Below are 22898 nucleotides of genomic sequence, written 5' to 3'. Positions count from 1 at the left end.
CAAGAAGTAAGAACAAATATCTTTAAATTCGACTTGATTGACGTGGCTCAGAAGCTGAAAGATAGAAAAGAAGATGAATGTTTGCTTAAGAAAGAATGCCAATTAAATATAGCACCATCTACTATCTATAATCCAGGAAAAATAAACTTTTTACAGTATGTAAGACGAACTGAAGGTGATGATTTAGTTGCTTTTCTTGCGAAAAAACAATCTTCTAATACGCAAGAATTGCATTTAGCAAGGCTTGCTAAGAGAGTACCAAAATCAAATTTTACTGTTTGTGAATGTGAAGATCCTATAGAACAATTGTATGTTAAAGACAATGGCCAAGGAGGTTTTATCGTCACTGCGGTAAGTGGAGAGAGTATTATAACTTTTAATAGAGAGAGCTCTGGAAAATCTTCTGAAGCAACGATAATATCGACAAGCAGTATCAAAGCTCTCAGTGATTTTGTTAATATCATTAACGGCCAATTGATGCCTAGTATTATTTCCAGCAGTACTGTATCTCCTATAACTGTTACAGAGACGGTTGTGACTTCTAAGAAAACGACGACTGCTGCAATTACTAGCACAACAGAAACCGACACTGTAAAGACTACCAAGTTAACAACAGAAGCATCAACTATCATTGTACCAACTTCCACAATGAGTAAATCTTCAACAGAGTCAACAATTCAAACAAGTACAGTAACAGTGGGGCCAACAACAGTAGCAAAAACAACTACTACTCCACAAGCGACCACAGTTGCTACAACGTCAACTAGTGCACCGATAGTAACTTCAGAAACTGAGACAAGTACTGTAAAATCTACAGCAGCGACTGTTGAGTCAACTTTTACAGCAAGCAGTACTACGATGAGTAAGCCTTTAACAGAATTAACAACTAAAATAAGTACGGCATCAGAATCAACAACAGTAGCTGAAACTATTACAACCTCACAATCGACTATGATCACTATAATGCCAACTAATGTGCCAACAACAAACTCAGAGGCAACTATACAAACAGTGTCCACTATATCAAATACTGGAACAAAGGTAACAACTCCTTTGTTCACTACAACTTTACTTCCTCAAACTACTCCTTCACCACAGCCCACTCAGCTTGCTATAGAGTCTAATAGGGCAGGAATGATAGGTGGGTCTTTGGTTGGAGCGATAATAAGTATTGCTGGAATTATAGGATTCATAGCATACAAATATGTTAAGGGTCGTAATTCTGCCCCTGTGTTAGAACTAACTAATTTCAATGATAGAAGGCGATCATCTTCAAGTGGCAATAGCGATGAAGAAATTTTTATCGCTAATAACAGAATGAGACATATATCTATGCGAACTATGGATCAATCTGAAACAGTGCTAAACAGTATATCGGTGGAGAGTAGTAGTCGGTCAAGAAGTAGCTCATCGTCTTCAAGCGGTGGACCAGGATCTTGACTGACTGAGCTAGAGTCTAAAAGTGAAAAAAGCTTATCTTGGGATAGCGATGATGTACCGGAATATCACCTTTAGCTATTTGTCTGAATGTTTTTAGTATGTAGACTGTTAGGAAATTTTCTTTTGCTTTTGTGATTTTAATGTTAAAGTATAATTTCTAGGTGAAATAAGTAGCTGCTGTTGTGTGATAAACACAGCAGAGGAAAGTCCGAGCTCCAAGAAAAGGTAGTGACGGGTAACGCCCGCCGGAGGTAACTCCAGTTATAGGGCTACAGAAAATTACCGCCTAAATATTATTAGGCAAGGGTGAAAAGGTGTGGTAAGAGCACACCATAACAATGGCAACATTGGTAGTCAAGTAACCAACACTAGGAGCAAGATTAAATAGAAGTAGATTTTATGTTTTTCTCATATCTACTCGGGTAAATCGCATGAAGTAAATGGTAACATTTACTCCAGATAAATAGCTACATAAACAGAACTCGGCTTATATTTCACCTAGGCAATGCATGAATGTCAGCCATACTATGTAAATGTATCAAACATTTCACATACCCTGTACGCTCAATTTGACCACCTATATTCATTTTACTTCTTGGCTTATCTCTTTTCTTATTTCCTTTTGAACTTAACAAAGCTTGAATTTTAACCGAGCTTTTCCTTTAACTCGTCATTCTCTATCTCTAAAGCCTTACTTTCTTACCTATAACTTTTTAGCTCCGCTTCCAACTTTTCTATCTTTTGTTGTAAATCTTTGTAAAGTTCTAAAAGACTGACCACGTTACCTCACTTTTAGGATTAGTTTTTATCTTACTAAATCTACCTTTTTGCTTCTTCAATCAACAAGTAAATAAAGCATTTCATGCGCTGTCCTTCACTTGTTCTGCTTGATAGTCACTACTGCTTTCGCTTATATTAGCACTAGAGTATTCTTCATCGTCAACATACTCTTTTAGAACATATCCTCTACCCCAAACGGTTTCTATGTGGCTTATTCCATCATTTGCACTTTCAAGTTTTTTACGTAATTTACACATAAAAACATCAACTATTTTGTTGTCTGAAGGTTCGTCCAAGCCATTGTAAAGATGGTTTAAAAACATTTCTTTTGTCAACACTGCTCCTTTACGCAATGCCAGCAATTCTATCATGGAATACTCTTTGTTAGTAAGGTGAACTGTTTTGCCTTTTACCTCAACAATCCTGTGATCAAAATTGATATTCATATTACCAATTTTTATCACTGATTCGGGATGACCTTTAGTACGTCGGACTATGGCCTTAATTCGAGCTAATAATTCGCTCTTGTGAAATGGCTTGGTTAAGTAATCGTCGGCACCATACCCGAGTCCTTTAGCTTTATGGTTGGCAGCGGAGATACACGAAAGTATTAAAACAGGAACTTTGATTTTTGCACTTCTTAATCTTAACAGTATATCATATCCATCAATATCACCAGGCAGGTGTATATCTAGAATAACTAGATCGTAATAGTCTCCACCCGAGGAAACCATATTATTGTTATAATCTTGTGCAGAAGTAACAACGTCGCAAAAATGTCCATCAGAAGTTAAGGCATTAACTACAGTCCTTGCACTTACTTGATCATCTTCAATTAATAATATACGCATATTTTACACCCCATAAATAATTTATAATTTTAGTAATATATATAACCAAGGAAAGTAACAAATCAAATTTTTATTAATGAATAATAGAAATTACACTTATTAATTAATAGTTAATGTGTCGTTCCAAAATTATACAAATAGATCTAAAATACAATAGATATACTATAATAATACTATTTTTAGTAAATATTGAATAGAAGCTATTTTTATTAAAAGAATACTTAGGTTAATAGATATTTAAACTATTTTATACTTTTATGTTATATTTTTAATTTACTTATTCTACAGTTTTAAATTATAAGTAATACTTTCAGGAATATTGAGTGGTAATATCAGTTTTAGGTGCTGGCGCATGGGGTACAGCAATTGCGATTTCATTAAGTAGTAAGAAAAATGTAATTTTGTGGACTCGCAATAAGGCCATGTTTGAATCAATTAAAGAGAAAAGAGAAAGTGACAAGCTACCTGATTGTCCAATTTCTGATAATGTATCAGTAAAATTAGCTATTGAAGATGCAGTGAATGCTTCAGTAATAATTTTAGCTGTTCCCACTCAGTCTCTAAGGGAGATATGTCATCAATTGAATGATTGTAACCTAAAAAAAAATGTAGCAATAATTTTGGCTTGTAAGGGAATAGAAAAATCTACATTAAAATTACCTAGTGAAGTAGTCAATGAAGTTTTACCTAATAATCCTCTTGCTGTTTTTTCTGGTCCTAGCTTTGCTATAGAAGTTGCAAGAAAATTACCATATTCGATGGTTCTTGCATGTCAAAATGAAGTATTAGGTTTAAAATTAATATCAGAGCTACAGCAAGAAAATATTAAATTGTACCTTAGTAGCGATGTTATAGGAATACAGGTTTGTGCAGCGTTAAAGAATGTTTTTGCTATAGCATGTGGGGTTGTTCTAGGTAGGTTTGGGTTTAATGCTCATGCAGCATTAATTACGAAAAGTATGAGTGAAATTAAGGCTTTATACTCAGCAAAAGTTGGTGACGGCAATGTAGATATAAATACACTACTTGGACCAGCATGCTTAGGCGATTTGGTTGTGACATGCACATCATTAAATTCAAGAAATCTATCTTTTGGATCTAAAGTAGCTAATAGTAATGGTTCTAGTGCTCAGCAGATTTTATCAGAAGGTAAGTCGGTAATTGAAGGTTTTAACACTGCTAAGTCTGCATTTGATTTAGCAGAAAAGCTAAAGATAAAAATGCCCATATGTGAAGCGATCTATAGATTGCTATATGAAAATACTTCTATAGAAGATACTATTTCTGTTCTTGTAAATTAGTTTTATATTTCGGTATATTGTGAAATTTTTATATAAATTAATATCAACATGGTGGCTATCTGGCACGGTAAAACACATGCCAGGTACTATAGGCAGCTTGGCTGCTTACCCAATTGTTCCTATATTACTCAATGACAGAATTTTAGGTACAGCAATTATTTTTTTTTTATTCTTAGTTGGATTATGGTCTACAGGCAATTATATACAACATTACAAAGCTCCGCATGATCCAAAAGAGGTAGTAATTGATGAAGTAGTTGGTCAATTGCTGACAGTACTTCTAGTTTCAATATTATTAGAACAAGAAATGAATAGCTCTGTATTGTTGGTGTGCTTTTTCTCCTTTAGGTTTTTTGATATAATAAAAGTGTGGCCTATAAATTTGATTGATAAAAATACAAAAGGTCCTTTAGGTATTATGCTAGATGATGTTGTAGCTGCAATTTTAGCCTTTGTTTTTATAGGAGCCTTTTATTGTTTATTGTTGATTTATGCAGAATAAAAAAATTTGTTATTCACGCTTAATTATTCAGAACCTAAAGGATTATATACTTTATGCAACGAATTTGTCCAAGTGGGAAATACATGACGAATTTGATAATGTTATATTTACAGTAAATGGTACCAGAGAATCGTTATTTAATTTTGTGTTTTGTGAAGATCAATGTACTGAGCTTTCCATATGCAGAACTCTAGATTATCTCAAAGCACGAAATATAGAAGCAACATGGATAATAAGTCCACGTATAAAAATAGGGGGTATTTTAGAAAAATGCGAAATAAAACACGTTAGCACACCAAAAAAAGTTTTACTCAATATAAAAGATTATTTTTTGCCTGATGATGCTGTTCCAAATTTGAAGTTCAATGTTGTAAATAGTAGTGAGCTCTTAGAGCAATTAGATTTACACACTTCTAAAATTTTTTATCACAGAATTAGTATTGTTAGCACATTTTTTCGCCAATTATCGAATTATGATGATAAGAGCTCAAGGTTAAGATTTTTTCTTGTAATGCTAAATAACGAAATTGTTGGAACATGCGGTCTTTATATTCAAGACAGCATAGCTGGTTTTTATAGCGATGGAGTTTTACCAATTTACAGAGGTCGTGGAATAGGAACTCAAATGGTTCTAGAAAGAATAAAGATAGCTAGGCAATTTGAATGCAAATACATAGTAGCACATTGCATGAAACCTTCTGTAAACCTTTATAAGAGATTAGGCTTTAGGGTATTGGGCAATCTTCACTTATATACCTCTTCAGTACAATCTCTTTGCTGAGAGGTTACAAATTTTTATATTTGTTTTAGAATACTATGTTTTTTTTGTATGAAATAGTTTTACTACTAATTCTAGTATTCTTCTTTTTCTCATATTCTAAATTAAAAATTAGTAATAAAATTAAGGACTTACAACATCAAAATGTTATCATAAATAATTTAATAGATACTGTGAATGATGGATTTTATATTTGGGACGCAAAAAAACGTATAGAAAAATTTTCTCCCAATTTACTAATTTTGCTTAATACTGTTTTTTATTCATTTAATGAGTTTGTAAATTTTTTTGAGCAATCAGAAAGCTTAATTAAAAGTTTTGCTGAGGCAAAGGAAATAAATAAATCTTTTACTCTAGATTTAAAGTCAAAAGACAGTGAGGTTTATTGCACATGTTATGGTAAAAGCATAATAGATTATTCTAATAATGTGATTGGTGTGTTGTTATGGATAAGGAATATCTCCGATTATAAGATAAAAGCTAATGAACTTGAGTTAGAAAATAGTAAGCTTATGCGAGAATTGGAGAACTATAAAAAAATTTTTGACTCTTTACCATTTCCAATACTGAAGTACAATAAGAATAAAAAAGTAAGGTTTTATAACTTATTTTATGATAAATATATAGGCAGCTCTAAAAAATTTACTGTTGCAAGTGGCTCCTATAACGTAAAACCAGGAGAGTGTGTAATAACTTACAAGAATGAACCTAAGGTTTTTAATTTTGTTGAAGTTCCAATGCAAAATTCTAATAGCATAGTAATGTATGGAAAAGATATTAGTGATGAAAAAAAATTACATACTGAGCTAAGCAATTGTTTAGCTGCACAAGAAAGTTTGCTTGAGAAGCTATCGATTGCTGTAGCGATATATAGTAAGAATCAAAAGCTAAAATTTTATAATAATGCTTTTATAAAAACTTTTCAGTTTGATCCAAAATTTTTGGAGTCTTATCCAACTTATCACGAGATTATGCTTCACCTATTTGAATCTAAAAAGCTTTTAGGAAAAAAGGATTTTCAAACTATTAATAATCAAAGACATGAATTGTTTAAAAGATTACTGGAATCATATGGTGAAACAATACATTTCATGAATGGAAGAACGTTTAGAGTATTAACAATACCCTATGCTTCAGAGGGTCTACTATTTTCTTACGAAGAGTGCCAGAAATAACACTCAAATTCCTTCTCTCTCTACCATGAGCTGTTTTACTTTTGCTATCGCTTTTGCTGGGTTAAGACCTTTCGGACAGGTTTTTGTACAATTCATTATTGTATGACAGCGATACAACTTAAATGGGTCGTTTAAAGAAGCAAGTCTTTCTTCTTTCTTATTATCACGACTGTCAGCAATCCATCTATAAGCTTGCAGTAATACCGCTGGCCCTAAAAATTTATCACCATTCCACCAATAGCTTGGGCAACCAGTCGAACAGCAAGCACATAGTATACAATCAGACAGACCATCCAATTTTTTTCTATCTTCAGGAGATTGAAAGTATTCTTTATTTTGTAAGGCAGATTTATCTGTTTGTAACCAAGGTTTAATCGATTTGTATTGCTCATAAAATTGGCTTAGATCTGGAACTAGATCCTTTACTATATACATATGAGGTAGTGGATATATTTTTACTTCACCTTTTATATCATGTATAGATTTAGTGCATGCAAGAGTGTTGGTACCATCAATATTCATTGCACAAGATCCGCATATTCCTTCTCTGCAAGAGCGTCTAAAAGTTAAGGTTGAATCTATTTCATCCTTTATTTTTATTAATACATCAAGTACCATAGGGCCACAATTATCCATATCGATAAAAAATGTGTCTATTCTTGGATTTTTATCATCATCAGCAGACCAACGATAAATTTGAAATCTTCTAATATTTTTTGCTCCAGTAGGAGTAGGATAAACCTTGCCCTTTTTATTAACTTTAGAATTTTTTGGTAAAGAAAACTGAACCATATTGCTTACCTTTACAGCTAAAACCCCTTTTTTGTAAATAACATATTTTGGTATTATCTACCATACTTTTCCTTTTCAAATTCAAGCAAAGCTAAAATCTTGCTCTCTAAACTTTTCATTATAATTTCTTCATCTTCTTTTTGATGATCATAGCCAAGTAAATGCAGCAATCCATGAACTAACATGTGTGCAGTGTGAGTGAGGATAGATATACAGTACTCATGAGACTCTCTTTCTATTGTATCTACTGCAATTGCTATGTCTCCTAGATCACATTCACTAGATAACTGTTCGCATGGAAATGATAGTACATTAGTTGGCTTATCTATTTCTCTAAACTTGAGATTAAGTTGATGTAGCAAGTTATCATCAGCGAGAGCTATTGATATATTTGGTTTATAATGATCTATTTTTAATTCTTTTAGAGAAGCGTTAATAATATTTAATACAAAACTCTGTGGGTCCTTCGTAATACTATGCCACCTCTTATCAAGAATATTTACTTCTAACATGAATAAAGCACCAGAAAGGACATTATCCCATCACTTGACATTGGAACCCAAAAAAGAAGAATTATAGAACATCGTATCATACACACAACTATACGAATATTGTACACTAGAAGTATGTCATCCCAGTGCTCCAACATTGGGATCCAGGAATTCTGATTAGACATTAGGTGAGTGAATATAAAAGCTATATTAAAACACAACATTTTTAATGTGGTTGCATTACAGCTGGATTCCAGTGTCAAGCACTGCTTTGTGTTTGATGAAAAATCGGCTACTTCGAAACAAACACTCATACAGCTGTATGTTGTGTGCTGAGGTAATATTGTTTGGCAACAGGTATTACACATCACTCATCCTTATTATTTCATTCCACTCAGTCTCTAAAACTGGAGAAACTGATAAACGTGATTGTTTTAATATAACCATATTTTTCAAAAGTGGGTTTTGTTTTATACTGTTTAACGTCACTTGGTTACTTAAAGGTTTCAAAAGTTTTACATTCACTAGTCCAAATTTGGAATTATAAACATGATAATACTCCTTTAATACTTCAACTATTCCAAGTATAACTCTCTCTTTACCTGTATGATAAAAAAATGCAAGATCACCTAATTTCATAGCTCTCATGTAATTTTGAGCTTGATAATTGCATACACCATTCCACTGCGTCACCTGCTCCTTTCTCATTTTTTGCCACGAGTATTCACTTGGCTCTGACTTGAGTAGCCAAAATTGCATTATTTTTTTCTTCTTAAATAAGCTGGTATATCATAAACATTGCTGCCCCACTTAACTCTTTCGTTTGTTTGCTCAGTTGAAGCATATTCTTTTGTTTCTAATATTGGAATTTGATTATAAGGCCATTTAAAATTTTTTTCCTCTGCTGGGATCTTGTTTTGATTAACAGATGAATTGTCGTTACAGCTATCAATGCCAGTTGCAAGAACAGAAACTCTAACTCTTCCCTCCATCGCCTGATCAAAAGTGGCACCAAATATTATATTTGCATTTTCATCCACTTCTTCACGCACTCTATTGGCTGCAGCATCAACTTCAAATAGAGTCATATCTCCACCACCAGTAATATTAATCAATATTCCTTGTGCACCTTTCATTGATACATTATCAAGTAATGGATTAGATATCGCAGCCTCTGCAGCACTAATTGCCCTATCTTCTCCTTCTGCCTCTCCAGTACCAATCATTGCTTTACCCATCTCACTCATGACTGTTTCTATATCAGCAAAATCAAGATTAATCAGTCCTGGCATGATCATCAAATCAGTTACTCCTCTTATGCCAATATGCAGAACATTATCGGCGAGTTGAAATGCGTCAGCAAATGTAGTTTTCTCGTTAGCAATTCTAAATAAATTTTGATTGGGAATGACAATAAGTGTATCTACGTATTTTTGCAACTCTTCAAGTCCAAGCTCTGCAATGCGCATACGCCGCACACCTTCAAAACCGAACGGCTTAGTTACGACTCCAACAGTCAGTATCTTTTTTTCTTTTGCTCCTTTATCTTTAACTACCGCTCTTGCTTCTCTGGCTGCTTTTGCAATTACCGGTGCAGCACCTGTTCCAGTACCACCACCCATCCCTGCTGTGATAAAGAGCATATGGCTATCTTTTATATGCTCCATAATTTCGTCAATTGATTCTTCTGCTGCACCTTTACCAACATCAGGCAAAGCACCAGCACCAAGGCCCTTAGTTAAGTTAATACCAAGCTGAATTTTTTTATCACATAATGACTTCTCTAACGCTTGAGCATCGGTATTTGCTACAACAAAATTTACTCCTTGTAAATTGGATTGAATCATGTTGTTCACAGCATTTCCACCAGCACCACCCACTCCCACAACGGTAATCCTTGGGTGCAATATGGGTAATTCTGGTAAACTAAGGTCAATTGACATTTAAATTACTCAAATATTAGTGAATTCACTTGATAACAAGTTACTGCTTTTTTAACAATATGCAAACATTTTTCATTTTGATATATGCAAATAGTGAACAAGATTTACTTATTCTTAACATTATTAACCAGTAGATATAATGATTAAGATGCAAAAAAAAACTGTAAAAAGGGACAGAAGCCTATCCCTTTTTATTGGAAGTTGCTACTAATTAAACAGTAGATGTTGATTGCTGGACCCAAGTATTTTTTGAATTTCACCTACTTTTATCTCGCTGCTTGGTTCTTGATTCTCAACTAATTCACTTACTTTTTCAGCTTGAGCTGCCTTATTACTGTTTTTATATGCATACACAGGTGCAGTTATTAAAGCTGCTACTGCAGCAAAAACTACCAAACTAGCAACAAGTGGATGAGCAACTGCAAATGCAGACATTGTAGTAATAGCAGGACTAACAAGTGTTGCAGCTTTTGTTCCAACTGTACCAACAAAAGTTGCATAAGCTGGACTTAAGAAATAAGCAGCCGTAAGCGAAGCTACTGTTGCAATTGCTACAAAAGTGGCAGCTGTTTTATACGGATGTTTTGTTACAAAACCATAACCCTGATTATAAACTTCTTTAACTTTATCTTTGATTGTTTTTACTGTCGGCATAACTGTACTCCTAAAATATTAAAATTTCACTAATGGTAGTATATGGCAAAAAAAAGTTTTCTGTCAAGCAGATTAATTTATTTATACATTCTTATTCTGTAATTCAGCGCTTCTGCAATGTGTGCTTTCTTTACCTCTTCACTTTTTACAAGATCTGCAATGGTTCTTGCGACTCTTAATACGCGTGTGTAGCCTCGATTGGAAATGTAATTTTCTTTCAGTACGTATTTTAGCAATTCTAACCCTTCCTGATCTGGTTCAGTGAATTTATTTAATGCTTCACCACTGACTTCTGCATTGCAACGAATATTAAATTTACTATAACGCTCAGTTTGAATTTTTCTCGCTGCTATCACCCTTCCTCTTATAACCTCGGTACTTTCTCCCTCCACAGAGATTTCAGGAGAAAGTATTCTAACGTTTGGCATTTCAATGCATATGTCTATTCTATCAAGCAAAGGTCCTGATATTTTATTTCTATAATCTGTGCCGCATTTTGGAGCTTTGTTGCACGATCTACTTGCATCACCTAAGTAACCGCACCTGCAGGGATTCATTGCAGCTATAAGTTGAAAATTAGCTGGATAAGTAATGTGAGCATTTGCACGTGCAATAGTAACTTTTCTATCTTCAAGTGGTTGGCATAGAGAATCAAGCACAAGCCTTGGAAATTCAGGTAGCTCATCAAGAAATAACACACCATTGTGAGCCATGGTGATTTCCCCAGGCTTTGCATTTTTCCCTCCTCCTATCATCGCTGACATCGAGCATGAGTGATGAGGTTCACGAAAGGGACGAGTTACTTTAAATGTTTCGTTACCGGCTTTTGTTATGCTAGAGATGATATTAACATCAATCATCTCTTGTTCAGTCAAATCGGGTAATAGCCCTATAAATCGCTTAGCAAGCATTGACTTTCCAGTACCAGGAGGTCCAACAAGAAGCATATTGTGTCCACCTGCTGCTGCAATTTCAGCTGCTCTTTTTGCAACAACTTGACCTTTAATATCCTTTATATCTGGAACTGAATTTTTTTCTTTGGGTGCAGCGCTATAGTTAAAAGTTACCGGCTGAATTAACTGCTCACCCTTAAAATGTCTGATAATATCCGTTAATTTCTCTATAGCCAGAATAGAAACATTCTTTACCCATAAAGCTTCTACTCCATTTCCCCTTGGGCAAATTACTCCTTTATTTACCTGTTTTGCACTGATTGCTGTTGGAAGTACTCCTGAGATTGGTATGACTCTGCTGTCTAGTGCAAGCTCACCCATAATGATATAAGACTGAACTTTTTCAACTGGTATCACATTCATTACAACAAGTAATCCAACAGCAATAGCTAAGTCATAATGACTACCTTCTTTAAGCAAATCCGCAGGGGAAAGATTAACCGTAATCCTTTTTGGAGGTAACAGAAGATTGATTGAATTTAACGCTGCTCTGATACGCTCTCTGGATTCTGCAACAGTTTTATCCGGCAAGCCAACAATATTGACTGCTAGTACAACATTGCATAATTCTATTATGGCTATTTTGATCAAAATTTGCAAGACTTTTTATGCGAAATACTATATACAAGTGATTGTGATTGATTTCAATTTGATGAATTAACATTCTAATAATATTTTGCTTAGTCTGCCAATCCACTTGATCAAGCTTTGATTCAACACTTGAGGAAAAGTTTTTCAAGCTATCTGTAACAAGGCTCAATTCTTGTTGTAGTTTTTTTTGATCAAGCGTTCTTTCTTTCTCTTCTTCAATTTTTTTCAAATGCTGTTTCATTGTTGTGATTCTTGGTTCAAATTCTTCTTGGCTTATAAACCCTTTAGCATAGCTATCAATAAATTTTTTGATACTTAATCTTAACTTACTTTCTTGCTTTTCACGTGTTTGATTATGTAAAGGTTTTTTGTTCTCTGATAATCTACGTTGATATTCATTTGCAATCCTATCTGGCTCTTTCAAGATACTCTTGACTTCTTCCCATATAACTCCATCTAATATATCAGTGCGTATTGATTTATTATCGCAGATTTTATTGCCATTGAATTTGCTAGAGTTTGTACCAGAGCAACGATAGTAATAATATGTCGACTTTTTATGAACGTGGTTTGTACCACAATAAGTATATTGACAACGTTGACATACCATTAAACCTTGCAATAAATATGTTTCTCTTCTTTGTCGTACTCTTGCTCTTTGCCTATTTTCAGTTAGTTGTGCCTGCACTGAATCAAATAAATGCTCATTGATTATTTTTGGTACTGGAATATAAGTCCAATTCTCTTTATCACTATTAAAGCGACCACTTTTAAGTTTACCACAAGTTCCTTTTTTTGATTTTTTTACTTGTGGTTTTGAGCATGTCCTAGTTTTACCATAAGCTGCTTGTCCTATATAAGCAGGATTTTTTAACATGTTCCAAATAGTGCTCCTTTTCCAATACCTTTTTCCTGTTCGTGTTATTACCGGTATCTTATTCAGTTCATGTACAACTTCTCCTATACTTGCTCTTTCTTGGCCAACCCGACTAAATATTTTACGCACTATATTTGCCTCTTCTTCATCAACCTCAAATTGAGCACTTCCTTCACCTACATGTTTTGCTATGTAGCGATAACCGTAAGGCGCCCTACCCATCACACTTATACACCCAGCTTTGGCCGCATGAAGTTTACCTCTACGGTTTCGTTCCATAATCTTTGCACGTTCATACTCTGCTATTGCTCCCTGAATCTGTAGAAATAAATGGGAATCCGGATTATCATCAAACTTATGATTCAAAAATACTATTTCAGATCCAGCCTTTTTAAACTCTTCGAGTAAGATCATTTGATATGAAAATTTACGTGATAGCCGATCAGGTGAATGAATATATATCTTATCAATCTTACCTTCTGCTACTCTATCACGTAAATTTTCTAAGCCAGGACGTTCTAAATTTGATCCACTATAACCATTATCGACAAACTTATGCTCATCTAATAACTCATGTCCATCACTACCAATGCGACGCTCCAATTCTACAATCTGACTCTCTATCGTATTCTCCTGTGCCTGTTGTCTTGATGAAACTCTTGCATACAAGCTTACGGTTGTCATTTTCTTCTACCTCCTTTGTTTTACATTTCAATAATTGTTCATAAGCATCTGCTAGATATGTATCTGCCAATCGATTAGGCTTATAACCCCAATAAATAGCCAACTCTCCTTTTTGCATGTTTTTCTTCCTGTGAATTTTTTTATAGGTTAGGAGACTTCTATTAAACTAAACCAATGCACACCTTATGTCTCGTTTAAGAAAGCTATCTAGTTCACACAAATTCTCCCTAATAAATATACAAGATTTGAAGAAATTATGTCCAAAAAATCTTTGCCTAAATCATCATATTATGTATAACATGGCTTATTTAATATGTTATGGAGATTTATCCAAGTCATAAATTCTGGGAGAGCGACTTAGAAGTTCCTGTTAACCTTTTATTAGATCGTTTTCAGGATTCTAATATACGTCAGTCTTGGTTAGATTCCCTTTCTGGTAAACAACTGAGCATTATTTTTCAGCATTGCTTTAAAAATCATTTAAATGGACAACTTTTTCAAGACGGAGACTACGATGATAGATCCACTCAACAAAAACGTAAGATACTTGCCAGTTACTCTGACTCTCTTTTTAACTATTATCTCATTAGCTACTTTGATCGTACGAAACTTGAAGCTACAGTCAGTGAAGTAGCAAGATTTGCCCTCACTCAAGAGTTAATGAGATCGTACCTGATAAAAAATAATACTAAGTATGATAAAAGATCCTTGTTATTTTTACTGTTTCACATAAATTGTGAACTTCTAAAATCTGTCTATCACTTTGATAAAGTACAAAAGAGAGGTTTCGTATCATTTGCTCTACAGAAATCACCAAGACAAATAAACACTTCATTCAAGGAATTTATGTCACAAGAAGCTGTAGAGCAGATACTGAAGTTTGAAAACCAATTGCAGGGTTTTTTCCATCATCAAGATCGGATATATATGTTTGTACGTCGAGGAAGTGACATGGATTTACTGCTTAATTCAAACAAAGTTGTTCATGGCCATAAACCTGAGTGGATGATTTTAGATTTTTCGATTGATGGTACAAAGGTTAATCTCTGTGCTAAAAATACCAATAAAGCTGTGGAAATAGCAAATAGTATTGTAAGTGGTTATTTTAACTGCGAATGTACTTTTGTAAATATACAGGATAAGAACTTTCTACTACAAGTGCATAAATTCCTTCAAGCATGTATAGAGGGTTCTGACCCTAATATTTGTATATTTGAGTTAAATTTTAAGTCAGATTATTTTAAAAATAGTAATACATATCTTACTTTGAGTGTAAAGCCGTACGATCCTATTGCACCAGAGTTACATATTTTAAAGCCGTCTATTGGCAACATACTACAATCTATTCAATCAGCTAAAGTAATGTTCCAAAACAAAAAGGTAACATTTTCTTTCAAATCAAGTGGGGAAATTTATTATTCAGAGCATCCGCTCAATAAAAAAGAAAGAGAGGACCTGAAGAAACATATGGAACAATCTTATGGTCTTAAAATCCTTTCACGAGCAAATTGCTGATCTTTTAAGTTCAAATAGTTCTTGGGTTAATCCAAGTCAAAATCACATTAAAGCAGCAAGATACTTATTTGATCTTGGATTGATAAAAATGCAAGAAAGGTACTATATTGTTTGCTCTCGTGAAGAAGATCATCTTGATTGGCCAAATGTAATTGATCCAAGTTGTAGCAATGAGATTTTTATCGATCCAGACTTTGATGAAGCATGTGATGACGCTATTTGTGAAAACTGTTCTCGTCATATTTTGCCTAATACTTATAAAAAACAGAGATTTCATCTCTTATCCATATACTTAAATATAGAGAAAATCATAGACTGGTTTGAAACAAAGTTGAATGATTCAAGACTTATGTGGGGAAAAATGGAAAAAGGAGTTTATTATACTTGTGATCAAGGTCATATTGTAAATCTAATAATCCTTGATTTTTGTACTGATGCGATATTTTTAACCATAGATAAACTGAGAGTCCATCCGACAGTTCTCATTACTCTAAAAAAAGATATACCTAATCTATTATTGAGCCTATATGTAGTGCGAATGGTAGAACTGTTTTGCCAGTATAAGACTGTAACTGAGATATTCCAAGAGGCAGCTAAAAAAGGAGTACCAGAGGTAGTAGAAAATACTTCTTTGCAAGTTTTACCAGCTTCATATATTTCGCTTAAACGTGTTGAACCAATTGTGCCAATAAAGCTTTTGGAGTTACAGGTAGTTAAAGGTATGGTATATGTTAATAGCGTTGAAGTTATAAATAAAAAAGCTGCATCATGCCTTAATATTTTTCGAATATTGTTCAAGCAATTTTTACATGACTGTGAGAAAGAGTTACCACCTGAAAAACATACACTTCTCAATATTAATCAGTTAGAAAAACTCTTGGGACTTAGTTTAGAAGCAGATTTAGAACATCAAATCAGAAAACCATTAAACAAGATGCAAAAAACGATCAAAGCTACATTGGCTGAGAAATTAGGATTAAGTATTGAACGTGATGATGTAATACAAACCCTTGGTTGGCAAAGATCATCACATGGTTATCGTATTAACCCTTTTACTTTGACTATAAAAAAATAGAGTTTTTTGTTATCAAAAATAGTTTTTTTCAGCTCCATGAATAAATTTTCCCACTCCACGTGCAAATGGTCCTGTTTTAATATCGAGCCATTTATCCTCTTTTGAACCATTAGCCATTCCTTTAACTATTTGCTTTGCCTGTAAAAGCTCTTGCACTATACGCTCTAATCTATCTCTTCCCATACTATGAAAAACTTCAGGCAGTCTATGTCGTTGTTTATGTATTCCTGCACTTCCTGTGTGAGTAAATGGATGTCCTGAAATAGCAGCTCGCGCAATTGAATCAATAAGATATATTTTAAGATCTTTATCGCTAATATTTTGAGCTTTTAATTGTTCAGTGATGTCTTCCAATAGCCCTGTTTCTTCATTTCTTAGGTAAGTGCGTATGGTACGATCAGCCAGGCCATTTGCTTTAACAACAGCTCCATAAAATAGTGCATTTTGTCTTGGGATTTTTCCAATTGACCTAAAAATCATTGGTTTAGTCATATCTTCAACAGGCCAAAAAGTAAAAGAACACCTGACTCCATTTACGAGAGCAGAAGTGCCTCGAATAGCATCTCGTGCTTGCTCTACTGTTGATATAGGCTTTTCTCCCTTCAGCTTTCTCATATGATGTGCAGTAATTATTGAAGCTCCAGTGCTACATGCTAAATCAGATAATAAACACATGAGATAATCCCCTACTGCTGGATCAGCATTTAAATCTGCATGAATGAAAGAAGCAAGGGGATCAAATATAATGAGCTTTAAATCCTTTATCCTGCTCAGCTGCTTCATTACCGACTCAAATTCTGGAGAGATTTCTACAACTTTACCGCGAACGTTCTTAAGTATGGTAAGAGATCCTCCGATGTTTGGTAATGGTACAATAAATAGCCTACCTTTATATTTCAATCTCTCGCATTTTGGATCAAGTCGTTCTAAGAGACGATGTATTTCATTTGTATCATCCTCCGCAGAAAATACCACCACAGATCCATGTTCAGTAACAAGTGGACCAAATCCGCATACCTGATCTATGCTACCTGCAACCTTGAGGGCTAGGTCAAGAAGTAGCATACCTTTGCCTGTATCTCCCATTGCAGCCAAAATGGAGGTTACACCCAAAGGAAATAATCCTTCAACCAAGAATCTTTGCTTTGGTACTGGGCCTACAAAACGCTCTACGCTCCAGCTAAAAATATCAAGTGGTGGTTTAATAATTATTTTTCTTGAGTTTTTTTCGATAAATTCTTCAATATTTATTCCCTCTAACACACAATCAGCAGCATCCCAACTCTTTGGTTTATTCGGTGGAATCTTAAGCGTAGCAAGTGATGCAACACCAAGTTCTAAAAGTCTCTTTTCAGCATTTTTGGTATATTTATTACCTGCTTCATCGTTGTCTGGCCAAATAATAATATGCTTGCCCTTAAGCGGAGTCCAATCTGTTTTATCAATAGGCGCATTTGCTCCAAACATTGCTGTTGTTGCAGTTATTCCTTTCTCTATAAGTGCTTCTGCGCATTTTTCTCCTTCAACCAGAACAACCTTATCAGATTTTAAAATACCTGGAATGTTGTAGAGTGGCCTTATTTCTGGCTCTTTGAATCTTTGTTTTTTAACATCAAATGGTTTAAACTGTTTTTTCTCTAAAGGAGGATCATAACGGTAGACTATTACAATCAATTGGTTATTTTCATCGTAGTAGTTCCAACTACAAGTTAAGTATTGTTCTAAATTTCTCTGTTCTTTGAAGTTGGTTTTTCCAAGCCATTCACTTATTGAGAGCATTACTTCAGGAAACTCTATTCTCGCATTCTTCCCGTGTACCGTTGCCCAAAGATCAATAATGTCACCACCTTCTCCAGTTGCAAAATCTTTCCATAATCCGGCTCTTTCGCCTGTTAACTCTATTACAGTACTTTTGCCCTTGTTACCCTGTACATCACCTACATAAAACTTATCACCACGAAATGTCCCTCTTGGTAAAAGATGAAAAAGACAAGATCTGATGTTTTGCAAAAGCTGAGTTTTTAGCTCTAGCATAGTGTCGGTTTTTGTGGATAAATTAAGCCGTAGCTATAACTTTAGAGTTCTGCCAACGCCCATTTACTCTGCTAATGAATTTTGCTGGTATTGATTTACCGTTTCTTAGCTCATATACTACTTGCAAGACATTTGCACGTTTATTTGGTTGAAACATTACCATACCAGATGTATAAAAACTTCTTAAAGCATTAGCACCAATTAAAGCTTGAAAAGGACTTTTTGCGAGTGTAGCTGTGGATACTTTTCTGGTATGACGTGTAATAATGATTCCAGCCATAGGATTAATTACAGAACGTAGTTTTTCTACTCTGCTTTGCAGGCCAGAAAACATATTTTCATAGTCAAGAGAATCCAAAACGATAAGATCTATCGTTTTAAATTTTTCTCCTATTATATCTTTTATTCTCTCTATACCTTCATCATTTAAAGTTAATCTCATCTTTGTAGTAACAATCAAGTTTTCCTCTGCTAGATTTGGCAGCCTTTGATTAGTTATGATTTGTTGTATGCGTTCTCTGATGTAATTGTACTCCATCTCATTTTGCAGATAGATTATTTTTAGTGGCCTTGCTGACTTCATCTTAAGAAACGACACTCCTGCTGCAAGATGTGCAAGCAAAGAGAGAAGAAAATAACTTTTGCCAACCTTTGGCGTACCACCAATGACTAAAAGACCACCTGGAGTGAGAATTCGTGGAGCTATTATATCTTCTGGTATTGGTGATTGATCACTTAAGTACTGCTTTACAGAAAATATTTTTTCTTCTCTTTTCCGCCCTTTTTTTTCTCCACTCTTTGATTTTTTATTGAGCCACTTTCTAGCAGAATATATATCACCCTTAATTAAAATCCAAAGATCAATAATATCACCACCAGTTCCTTCAGTAAAATTACGCCAATCACCAGCTTCCTTACCTACTATTTTAACTGTAATTGTATTTCCATTTAAGTCTCCAATATAAGTTTTTTCTCGGTAAAACTCACCATTTGGAAGTAGGTAAGAAACACACTCCTTGATATTATCAATCAATAACATCTTTAACTCTTTTTGCTTTTTAGACATAAAATTCCCATACATATTTTTCATACGTGTAAAGTTGAGATTAGCTAGCTCACAAACAGTTTCAAAAGATTTTGAATTCAGCCAATTAATTGCTTCTTCTCTTAGCTTTGGGTTTTTTCCTACTGCGTCCTGAATACCTCTAGTAACGACAGCAGACCAAAGCTTTTCCTCGTCGTACTTCAAAATGGTACTCTGTCAATTTCATAATTTTTGCGGTATTCTGGAGTAACTACCGAGGCAATTTTGTTCTTCTCTCCATATTCATCAGTTATAACACCTACCTTTACTGTAAACTCTAAGCCATTTAATTCTGCAATTGAATTTAGCTTACGAGCAAGGATTGCACTTTCTGAGTTATCATGTGGATGAATGTCACGTGCTGATTCCAAGATACTGCGAAGCATAGAGCGACCCATTTCTCCCCAAGTATCTTCTGCTTTACTACTTTTAATACCAATTATTTGGTAAATCTTATGCTTTTCATATAGACCTTCAATAACGGTAAATTCTGTATTTAAATAAATGCTACCGGTAGTGGGGCTTTTAGTAAACCAATGCTCATAACCTCCAGGCTTGATTGTCATTTTTACCTTTACTATTGTACCTTTAGGTATTAGTCTACTTTGCGGTTTTACAGTGTTAAAATCAGTTAATAGGTTTTGTAACATATATCACTCTCCATGTTTAAATTTTAAAACTTGCTTTTAATCTTTGTAAGCAGCTTACCTAAGTGTGGTTCTTCAACCATACTCAGACGTCCACTACGATCCTTAGCTGGGTATCCCCAAGGGTTTAAAGTGTGGCAAACAAAAGAGCGCTTCTCCGTTCCATCATCTTTCTTGATTCCAACCATACTGATTACTTCGTCAACTATTCCAGGAATTTCACTAGCAGTTTTAGCCCCTTCGCATTGAGGTAGCCAAGTTGGACGATTGCAGTCATCGAGATATTGACCTAAAGTGCCAACTATAGTGATGTCCTTATCTCTAATATGCTGAAACTGGTTGAGCCAAGCCATCATTTCCTGAGCAAGTAATCCATATGCAGCTCTCATGTCCTGTTTTCCCGATCTCTCAGAAAAAGCCTCAGGTTGCATTTTTGCCCATAATAGACATAAACGTGAAGCAACGGTTATACTATCTACAAAGATGCATCGGTATTTAGAAAACTCAGGGAAAAGATCTTTGTACTTACCAGATACATGTTCATGGTGTCTTTGGCTATATGCTTGATCATACTTCAGCGCAGGATTAGGCCCCCCTATAAGACAAGCAATATCTCTAGCTTCATTCCAAGTGCGAAGACTAATTGAATCTCCTTGCCAATCTTGAACAGCAAGAAGCCCTGCTTCAAAATCAAGGCAAAGTGTTGGTTCATCTACGGTCTTTAGGAGACTTGTTTTACCAATACCATAAGGACCAAAGATGACCATTTTTACAGTTGATATTGTTTGCAATCTTTCATTATTATTCAAAATTTTAAGAACCATTATTTATCCATGCTACGATGTATATATATACAAGAAAGGCAAAAATTTTGTTCAATTTTTCTTTTTGCCTTCGTAGTAAATAGGAGAAAGTTTGGCACGTATCTTCTTGATAATATTGTTTAAAGTGGTTCTTGAAACGTTGTTCATTTTGGCAACTTCATGTAAGTTAAAAAATTTAAGTTGCTCACATATATTTTGCCATTCCTTTGGTAAAACCGAGATCATATAGTCTACATCAATGCGTTTTGTTATTTCACCCTCAAGTAGCTCTGTTACATCGATACTAATATAGTTATTGATATCGCGTTTTGCACATCGCTGTTTCTTTAACAGGTTAATAGCTTTATTTTCAGTTAATCTTGCTACAAAGGTGTTAAAGCTACTTTTATCTTCATCATACTGATCAAGGCATGGCCAAATTTCACAGAAGAGTTCTTGCTCAAGGTCTTCGTTATTCTCATCAATAAAGCACTTAGCAAGTTTTAGTCTATAGGCTTGGTATTTTACGTTTTTAACAATTATAGCTATATTTTTTAATTTCATGGTTTTCCCTAAAACAAATTAATGCTTTAAGGATGGAAGTTATTAATGCCCTTATGTAGGACAGGAGCAAAAATAAATAATATTGATGCAATTTTTAATCTATTGATATTCTATTGTTTTTTTTTGAGAATAATACTGATGCAATTTAAAATAATACAGTTCAGGTTTTTGGAACCTATTTTGAATGGATTTCAATATTTTTAAGAATGGGTAGCTCAGGCTTCCTAAAGTTATATTAAAAACATATAAGAATTTCATATTTTGAAATTCAATATCACCTAAAGAGCTAAAAATGTGGATTTCGCTATTAAAAGAATAGCTTAAATTTTTAAGAGGAAAATAGTTGAAAAGTATGCTCTCTATAACCTTAAGTTCCGTTCCTAATTACTGGCTTCCTAAATCAGGAATTAGGAAGCAGGAATCTAGAATTAGCCTGTATGGCGGGTTTTCACCATGCGTTCCTAAAACCGTTCCTAGGAACGGCATATCTGAAGTCCGCCAATATGGAGGATTCTAGCTTCCTGAAACCCTTATATATAATATATATATATAATACATATATAAAAATATACACATATATAAAAACATATAAAATATAAGAGTAGAATAATAAAAACCTCTAAAAGTAGAGAAACCCGTTTGAAAGGTCTTCAAATTCAAGAATTATAAAAAAAAATTCCTAAAAATTTGAAGATTTTTTGGACGAAAATTTTTCAAATCTTGTATATATATGTACACAACAATTGAAAGGCTTGGTAAACAAACTGGCTGTAAAAGAGTTTTTATGTTAGTTGTTAAATTTCGAAAATTAAAGATTTTTTGGACGTAATTTTTTCAAATCTTGTATATATATGTACTCGGCAATTGAAAGGAAATGCTCACCCTAGATCTTGGCAAACAAACCGGCTGGACTATTTTAAATGATGGAATAGTGCAAAGTGGAAGTAAGAGTTTTCATGTTAGCAGGTTTAGTGGTGGTGGAATGCAGTTTTTAAATTTTCGTAATTGGTTTAATTCACTTAAGTATAAATTTCCAGGCATTGAAGTTGTATACTTTGAAGAAGTGAGAAGACACTTGGGAACTGATGCTGCACATATCTATGGAGGGTTTTTAGCACACCTTTCTGCTTGGTGTGAAGAAAGTAATATTCCCTATCAAGGTGTTTCGGTTAAGACTATTAAACGTTTTATAACTGGCAAGGGCAATGCAAGTAAAGCTGATGTAATTGAAGCAGTGCAGGAAAAGGGTTTTTGTCCAACAGATGATAATGAAGCAGATTCTTTAGCATTAATGTTCTATGTTATGAATTTTAGTAAAGATTTTAATACGTTGGAAATATCATAAAAAGTGAGTCCTTTTGGCC

Annotated in this window: 23 protein-coding genes and 1 other RNA gene; 9 read left to right on the top strand and 15 right to left on the bottom strand. The window is 34.2% G+C overall.

Annotated elements, in window-relative coordinates:
* Positions 1 to 42 precede the first annotated feature (42 nt).
* Together OM967_RS04205 and rnpB are read left to right on the top strand one after the other, a co-directional pair.
* The gene (locus tag OM967_RS04205) at positions 43 to 1440 is read left to right on the top strand and encodes a hypothetical protein (RefSeq protein WP_246433242.1); all 1398 of its coding nucleotides are present in this window, start codon (positions 43 to 45) and stop codon (positions 1438 to 1440) included.
* Between the two features lie 157 nt (positions 1441 to 1597).
* Positions 1598 to 1946: RNase P RNA component class A (gene rnpB / locus OM967_RS04200), an RNA gene on the top strand.
* On the opposite strand, the gene OM967_RS04195 is transcribed toward rnpB, so the two are convergent.
* Both OM967_RS04195 and OM967_RS04190 read right to left on the bottom strand, forming a co-directional pair.
* Positions 1935 to 2075, bottom strand: a complete 141-nt coding sequence (locus OM967_RS04195) for a hypothetical protein (protein ID WP_250119994.1) — start codon at positions 2073 to 2075, stop codon at positions 1935 to 1937. The two genes, rnpB and OM967_RS04195, sit on opposite strands and share 12 nt — an antisense overlap.
* 225 nt (positions 2076 to 2300) lie before the next feature.
* Positions 2301 to 3071 carry a response regulator transcription factor gene (locus tag OM967_RS04190; protein ID WP_250119993.1) on the bottom strand — a complete coding sequence of 257 codons (771 nt, stop codon included), beginning with the start codon at positions 3069 to 3071 and terminating at the stop codon, positions 2301 to 2303.
* A 323-nt stretch (positions 3072 to 3394) separates the two neighbouring features.
* On the opposite strand from OM967_RS04190, the gene OM967_RS04185 reads away from it, so the two are divergent.
* Genes OM967_RS04185 through OM967_RS04170 form a run of 4 tightly spaced genes read left to right on the top strand, consistent with a single transcriptional unit; the run spans position 3395 to position 6827 of the window.
* Positions 3395 to 4372 carry an NAD(P)H-dependent glycerol-3-phosphate dehydrogenase gene (locus OM967_RS04185; protein WP_211908535.1) on the top strand — a complete coding sequence of 326 codons (978 nt, stop codon included), beginning with the start codon at positions 3395 to 3397 and terminating at the stop codon, positions 4370 to 4372.
* A 19-nt stretch (positions 4373 to 4391) separates the two neighbouring features.
* Complete coding sequence (locus OM967_RS04180) at positions 4392 to 4874, top strand: phosphatidylglycerophosphatase A family protein (RefSeq protein WP_012481861.1); 483 nt, start codon at positions 4392 to 4394, stop codon at positions 4872 to 4874.
* Positions 4864 to 5655, top strand: coding sequence for a GNAT family N-acetyltransferase (locus OM967_RS04175; RefSeq protein ID WP_211908531.1), 792 nt, complete (start codon positions 4864 to 4866; stop codon positions 5653 to 5655). Before OM967_RS04180 ends, OM967_RS04175 begins: the two co-directional genes overlap by 11 nt.
* Before the next feature lie 35 nt (positions 5656 to 5690).
* On the top strand, positions 5691 to 6827 hold the full coding sequence (locus tag OM967_RS04170; RefSeq protein WP_052264787.1) for a hypothetical protein: 1137 nt from the start codon (positions 5691 to 5693) through the stop codon (positions 6825 to 6827).
* A gap of 3 nt (positions 6828 to 6830) precedes the next feature.
* Here the strand turns inward: OM967_RS04170 and OM967_RS04165 are convergent, their stop codons facing one another.
* From OM967_RS04165 to OM967_RS04125, 8 genes are all read right to left on the bottom strand, one after another.
* Positions 6831 to 7619 (bottom strand): succinate dehydrogenase iron-sulfur subunit, encoded by a 789-nt coding sequence (locus tag OM967_RS04165; protein WP_211908529.1) that lies wholly within the window; start codon positions 7617 to 7619, stop codon positions 6831 to 6833.
* 53 nt (positions 7620 to 7672) lie between these two features.
* Positions 7673 to 8131 carry an rRNA maturation RNase YbeY gene (gene ybeY, locus OM967_RS04160; RefSeq protein ID WP_015587883.1) on the bottom strand — a complete coding sequence of 153 codons (459 nt, stop codon included), beginning with the start codon at positions 8129 to 8131 and terminating at the stop codon, positions 7673 to 7675.
* 339 nt (positions 8132 to 8470) lie between these two features.
* Positions 8471 to 8869: an EVE domain-containing protein gene (locus tag OM967_RS04150; RefSeq protein WP_211908525.1), complete on the bottom strand. Its 399-nt coding sequence runs from the start codon at positions 8867 to 8869 to the stop codon at positions 8471 to 8473.
* On the bottom strand, positions 8869 to 10053 hold the full coding sequence (gene ftsZ / locus OM967_RS04145; RefSeq protein ID WP_211908523.1) for a cell division protein FtsZ: 1185 nt from the start codon (positions 10051 to 10053) through the stop codon (positions 8869 to 8871). The genes OM967_RS04150 and ftsZ overlap by 1 nt, the downstream gene beginning before the upstream one ends.
* 207 nt (positions 10054 to 10260) lie before the next feature.
* Complete coding sequence (locus tag OM967_RS04140; RefSeq protein ID WP_264337675.1) at positions 10261 to 10707, bottom strand: hypothetical protein; 447 nt, start codon at positions 10705 to 10707, stop codon at positions 10261 to 10263.
* Between the two features lie 77 nt (positions 10708 to 10784).
* Positions 10785 to 12251, bottom strand: a complete 1467-nt coding sequence (locus OM967_RS04135; protein ID WP_264337674.1) for a YifB family Mg chelatase-like AAA ATPase — start codon at positions 12249 to 12251, stop codon at positions 10785 to 10787.
* The gene (locus OM967_RS04130; RefSeq protein ID WP_264337673.1) at positions 12181 to 13812 is read right to left on the bottom strand and encodes a recombinase family protein; all 1632 of its coding nucleotides are present in this window, start codon (positions 13810 to 13812) and stop codon (positions 12181 to 12183) included. The genes OM967_RS04135 and OM967_RS04130 overlap by 71 nt, the downstream gene beginning before the upstream one ends.
* On the bottom strand, positions 13712 to 13930 hold the full coding sequence (locus tag OM967_RS04125) for a hypothetical protein (protein WP_077188242.1): 219 nt from the start codon (positions 13928 to 13930) through the stop codon (positions 13712 to 13714). Before OM967_RS04125 ends, OM967_RS04130 begins: the two co-directional genes overlap by 101 nt.
* A gap of 200 nt (positions 13931 to 14130) precedes the next feature.
* On the opposite strand from OM967_RS04125, the gene OM967_RS04120 reads away from it, so the two are divergent.
* Positions 14131 to 15327: a hypothetical protein gene (locus OM967_RS04120; RefSeq protein ID WP_226079480.1), complete on the top strand. Its 1197-nt coding sequence runs from the start codon at positions 14131 to 14133 to the stop codon at positions 15325 to 15327.
* Positions 15293 to 16402, top strand: coding sequence for a hypothetical protein (locus OM967_RS04115; RefSeq protein ID WP_141457035.1), 1110 nt, complete (start codon positions 15293 to 15295; stop codon positions 16400 to 16402). Before OM967_RS04120 ends, OM967_RS04115 begins: the two co-directional genes overlap by 35 nt.
* Before the next feature lie 12 nt (positions 16403 to 16414).
* On the opposite strand, the gene OM967_RS04110 is transcribed toward OM967_RS04115, so the two are convergent.
* The 5 genes from OM967_RS04110 to OM967_RS04090 are packed head-to-tail and all read right to left on the bottom strand — an operon-like array spanning position 16415 to position 21534.
* Entirely contained in the window at positions 16415 to 18436 is a 2022-nt protein-coding gene (locus OM967_RS04110; protein ID WP_264337672.1) for an AAA family ATPase, read from the bottom strand.
* 22 nt (positions 18437 to 18458) lie between these two features.
* Positions 18459 to 19685, bottom strand: coding sequence for an AAA family ATPase (locus OM967_RS04105; protein ID WP_077188246.1), 1227 nt, complete (start codon positions 19683 to 19685; stop codon positions 18459 to 18461).
* Complete coding sequence (locus OM967_RS04100) at positions 19682 to 20170, bottom strand: hypothetical protein (RefSeq protein ID WP_264337671.1); 489 nt, start codon at positions 20168 to 20170, stop codon at positions 19682 to 19684. The genes OM967_RS04105 and OM967_RS04100 overlap by 4 nt, the downstream gene beginning before the upstream one ends.
* A gap of 23 nt (positions 20171 to 20193) precedes the next feature.
* Positions 20194 to 20991 carry an ATP-binding protein gene (locus OM967_RS04095; RefSeq protein ID WP_264337670.1) on the bottom strand — a complete coding sequence of 266 codons (798 nt, stop codon included), beginning with the start codon at positions 20989 to 20991 and terminating at the stop codon, positions 20194 to 20196.
* 51 nt (positions 20992 to 21042) lie between these two features.
* Entirely contained in the window at positions 21043 to 21534 is a 492-nt protein-coding gene (locus OM967_RS04090) for an RNA polymerase sigma factor (RefSeq protein ID WP_077188249.1), read from the bottom strand.
* A gap of 874 nt (positions 21535 to 22408) precedes the next feature.
* On the opposite strand from OM967_RS04090, the gene OM967_RS04085 reads away from it, so the two are divergent.
* Positions 22409 to 22879, top strand: coding sequence for a Holliday junction resolvase (locus OM967_RS04085; RefSeq protein ID WP_264337669.1), 471 nt, complete (start codon positions 22409 to 22411; stop codon positions 22877 to 22879).
* The last annotated feature ends 19 nt before the right edge of the window (positions 22880 to 22898 follow it).

It is taken from the genome of Wolbachia endosymbiont (group B) of Dolichovespula media, assembly GCF_947179505.1.
Classification (GTDB): Bacteria; Pseudomonadota; Alphaproteobacteria; order Rickettsiales; family Anaplasmataceae; genus Wolbachia.
Note: the sequence above shows the minus strand (reverse complement) of the source record. Positions and strands in the feature narration are given on the sequence as shown.

Coding starts and splice junctions, on each gene's coding strand:
- OM967_RS04190 (WP_250119993.1), bottom strand. CDS start 3,071: ATGCGTATATTATTAATTGAAGATGATCAAGTAAGTGCAAGGACTGTA.
- OM967_RS04175 (WP_211908531.1), top strand. CDS start 4,864: ATGCAGAATAAAAAAATTTGTTATTCACGCTTAATTATTCAGAACCTA.
- OM967_RS04170 (WP_052264787.1), top strand. CDS start 5,691: ATGTTTTTTTTGTATGAAATAGTTTTACTACTAATTCTAGTATTCTTC.
- OM967_RS04165 (WP_211908529.1), bottom strand. CDS start 7,619: ATGGTTCAGTTTTCTTTACCAAAAAATTCTAAAGTTAATAAAAAGGGC.
- ybeY (WP_015587883.1), bottom strand. CDS start 8,131: ATGTTAGAAGTAAATATTCTTGATAAGAGGTGGCATAGTATTACGAAG.
- OM967_RS04150 (WP_211908525.1), bottom strand. CDS start 8,869: ATGCAATTTTGGCTACTCAAGTCAGAGCCAAGTGAATACTCGTGGCAA.
- ftsZ (WP_211908523.1), bottom strand. CDS start 10,053: ATGTCAATTGACCTTAGTTTACCAGAATTACCCATATTGCACCCAAGG.
- OM967_RS04140 (WP_264337675.1), bottom strand. CDS start 10,707: ATGCCGACAGTAAAAACAATCAAAGATAAAGTTAAAGAAGTTTATAAT.
- OM967_RS04130 (WP_264337673.1), bottom strand. CDS start 13,812: ATGACAACCGTAAGCTTGTATGCAAGAGTTTCATCAAGACAACAGGCA.
- OM967_RS04125 (WP_077188242.1), bottom strand. CDS start 13,930: ATGCAAAAAGGAGAGTTGGCTATTTATTGGGGTTATAAGCCTAATCGA.
- OM967_RS04120 (WP_226079480.1), top strand. CDS start 14,131: ATGGAGATTTATCCAAGTCATAAATTCTGGGAGAGCGACTTAGAAGTT.
- OM967_RS04115 (WP_141457035.1), top strand. CDS start 15,293: ATGGTCTTAAAATCCTTTCACGAGCAAATTGCTGATCTTTTAAGTTCA.
- OM967_RS04110 (WP_264337672.1), bottom strand. CDS start 18,436: ATGCTAGAGCTAAAAACTCAGCTTTTGCAAAACATCAGATCTTGTCTT.
- OM967_RS04100 (WP_264337671.1), bottom strand. CDS start 20,170: ATGTTACAAAACCTATTAACTGATTTTAACACTGTAAAACCGCAAAGT.
- OM967_RS04095 (WP_264337670.1), bottom strand. CDS start 20,991: ATGGTTCTTAAAATTTTGAATAATAATGAAAGATTGCAAACAATATCA.
- OM967_RS04090 (WP_077188249.1), bottom strand. CDS start 21,534: ATGAAATTAAAAAATATAGCTATAATTGTTAAAAACGTAAAATACCAA.
- OM967_RS04085 (WP_264337669.1), top strand. CDS start 22,409: ATGCTCACCCTAGATCTTGGCAAACAAACCGGCTGGACTATTTTAAAT.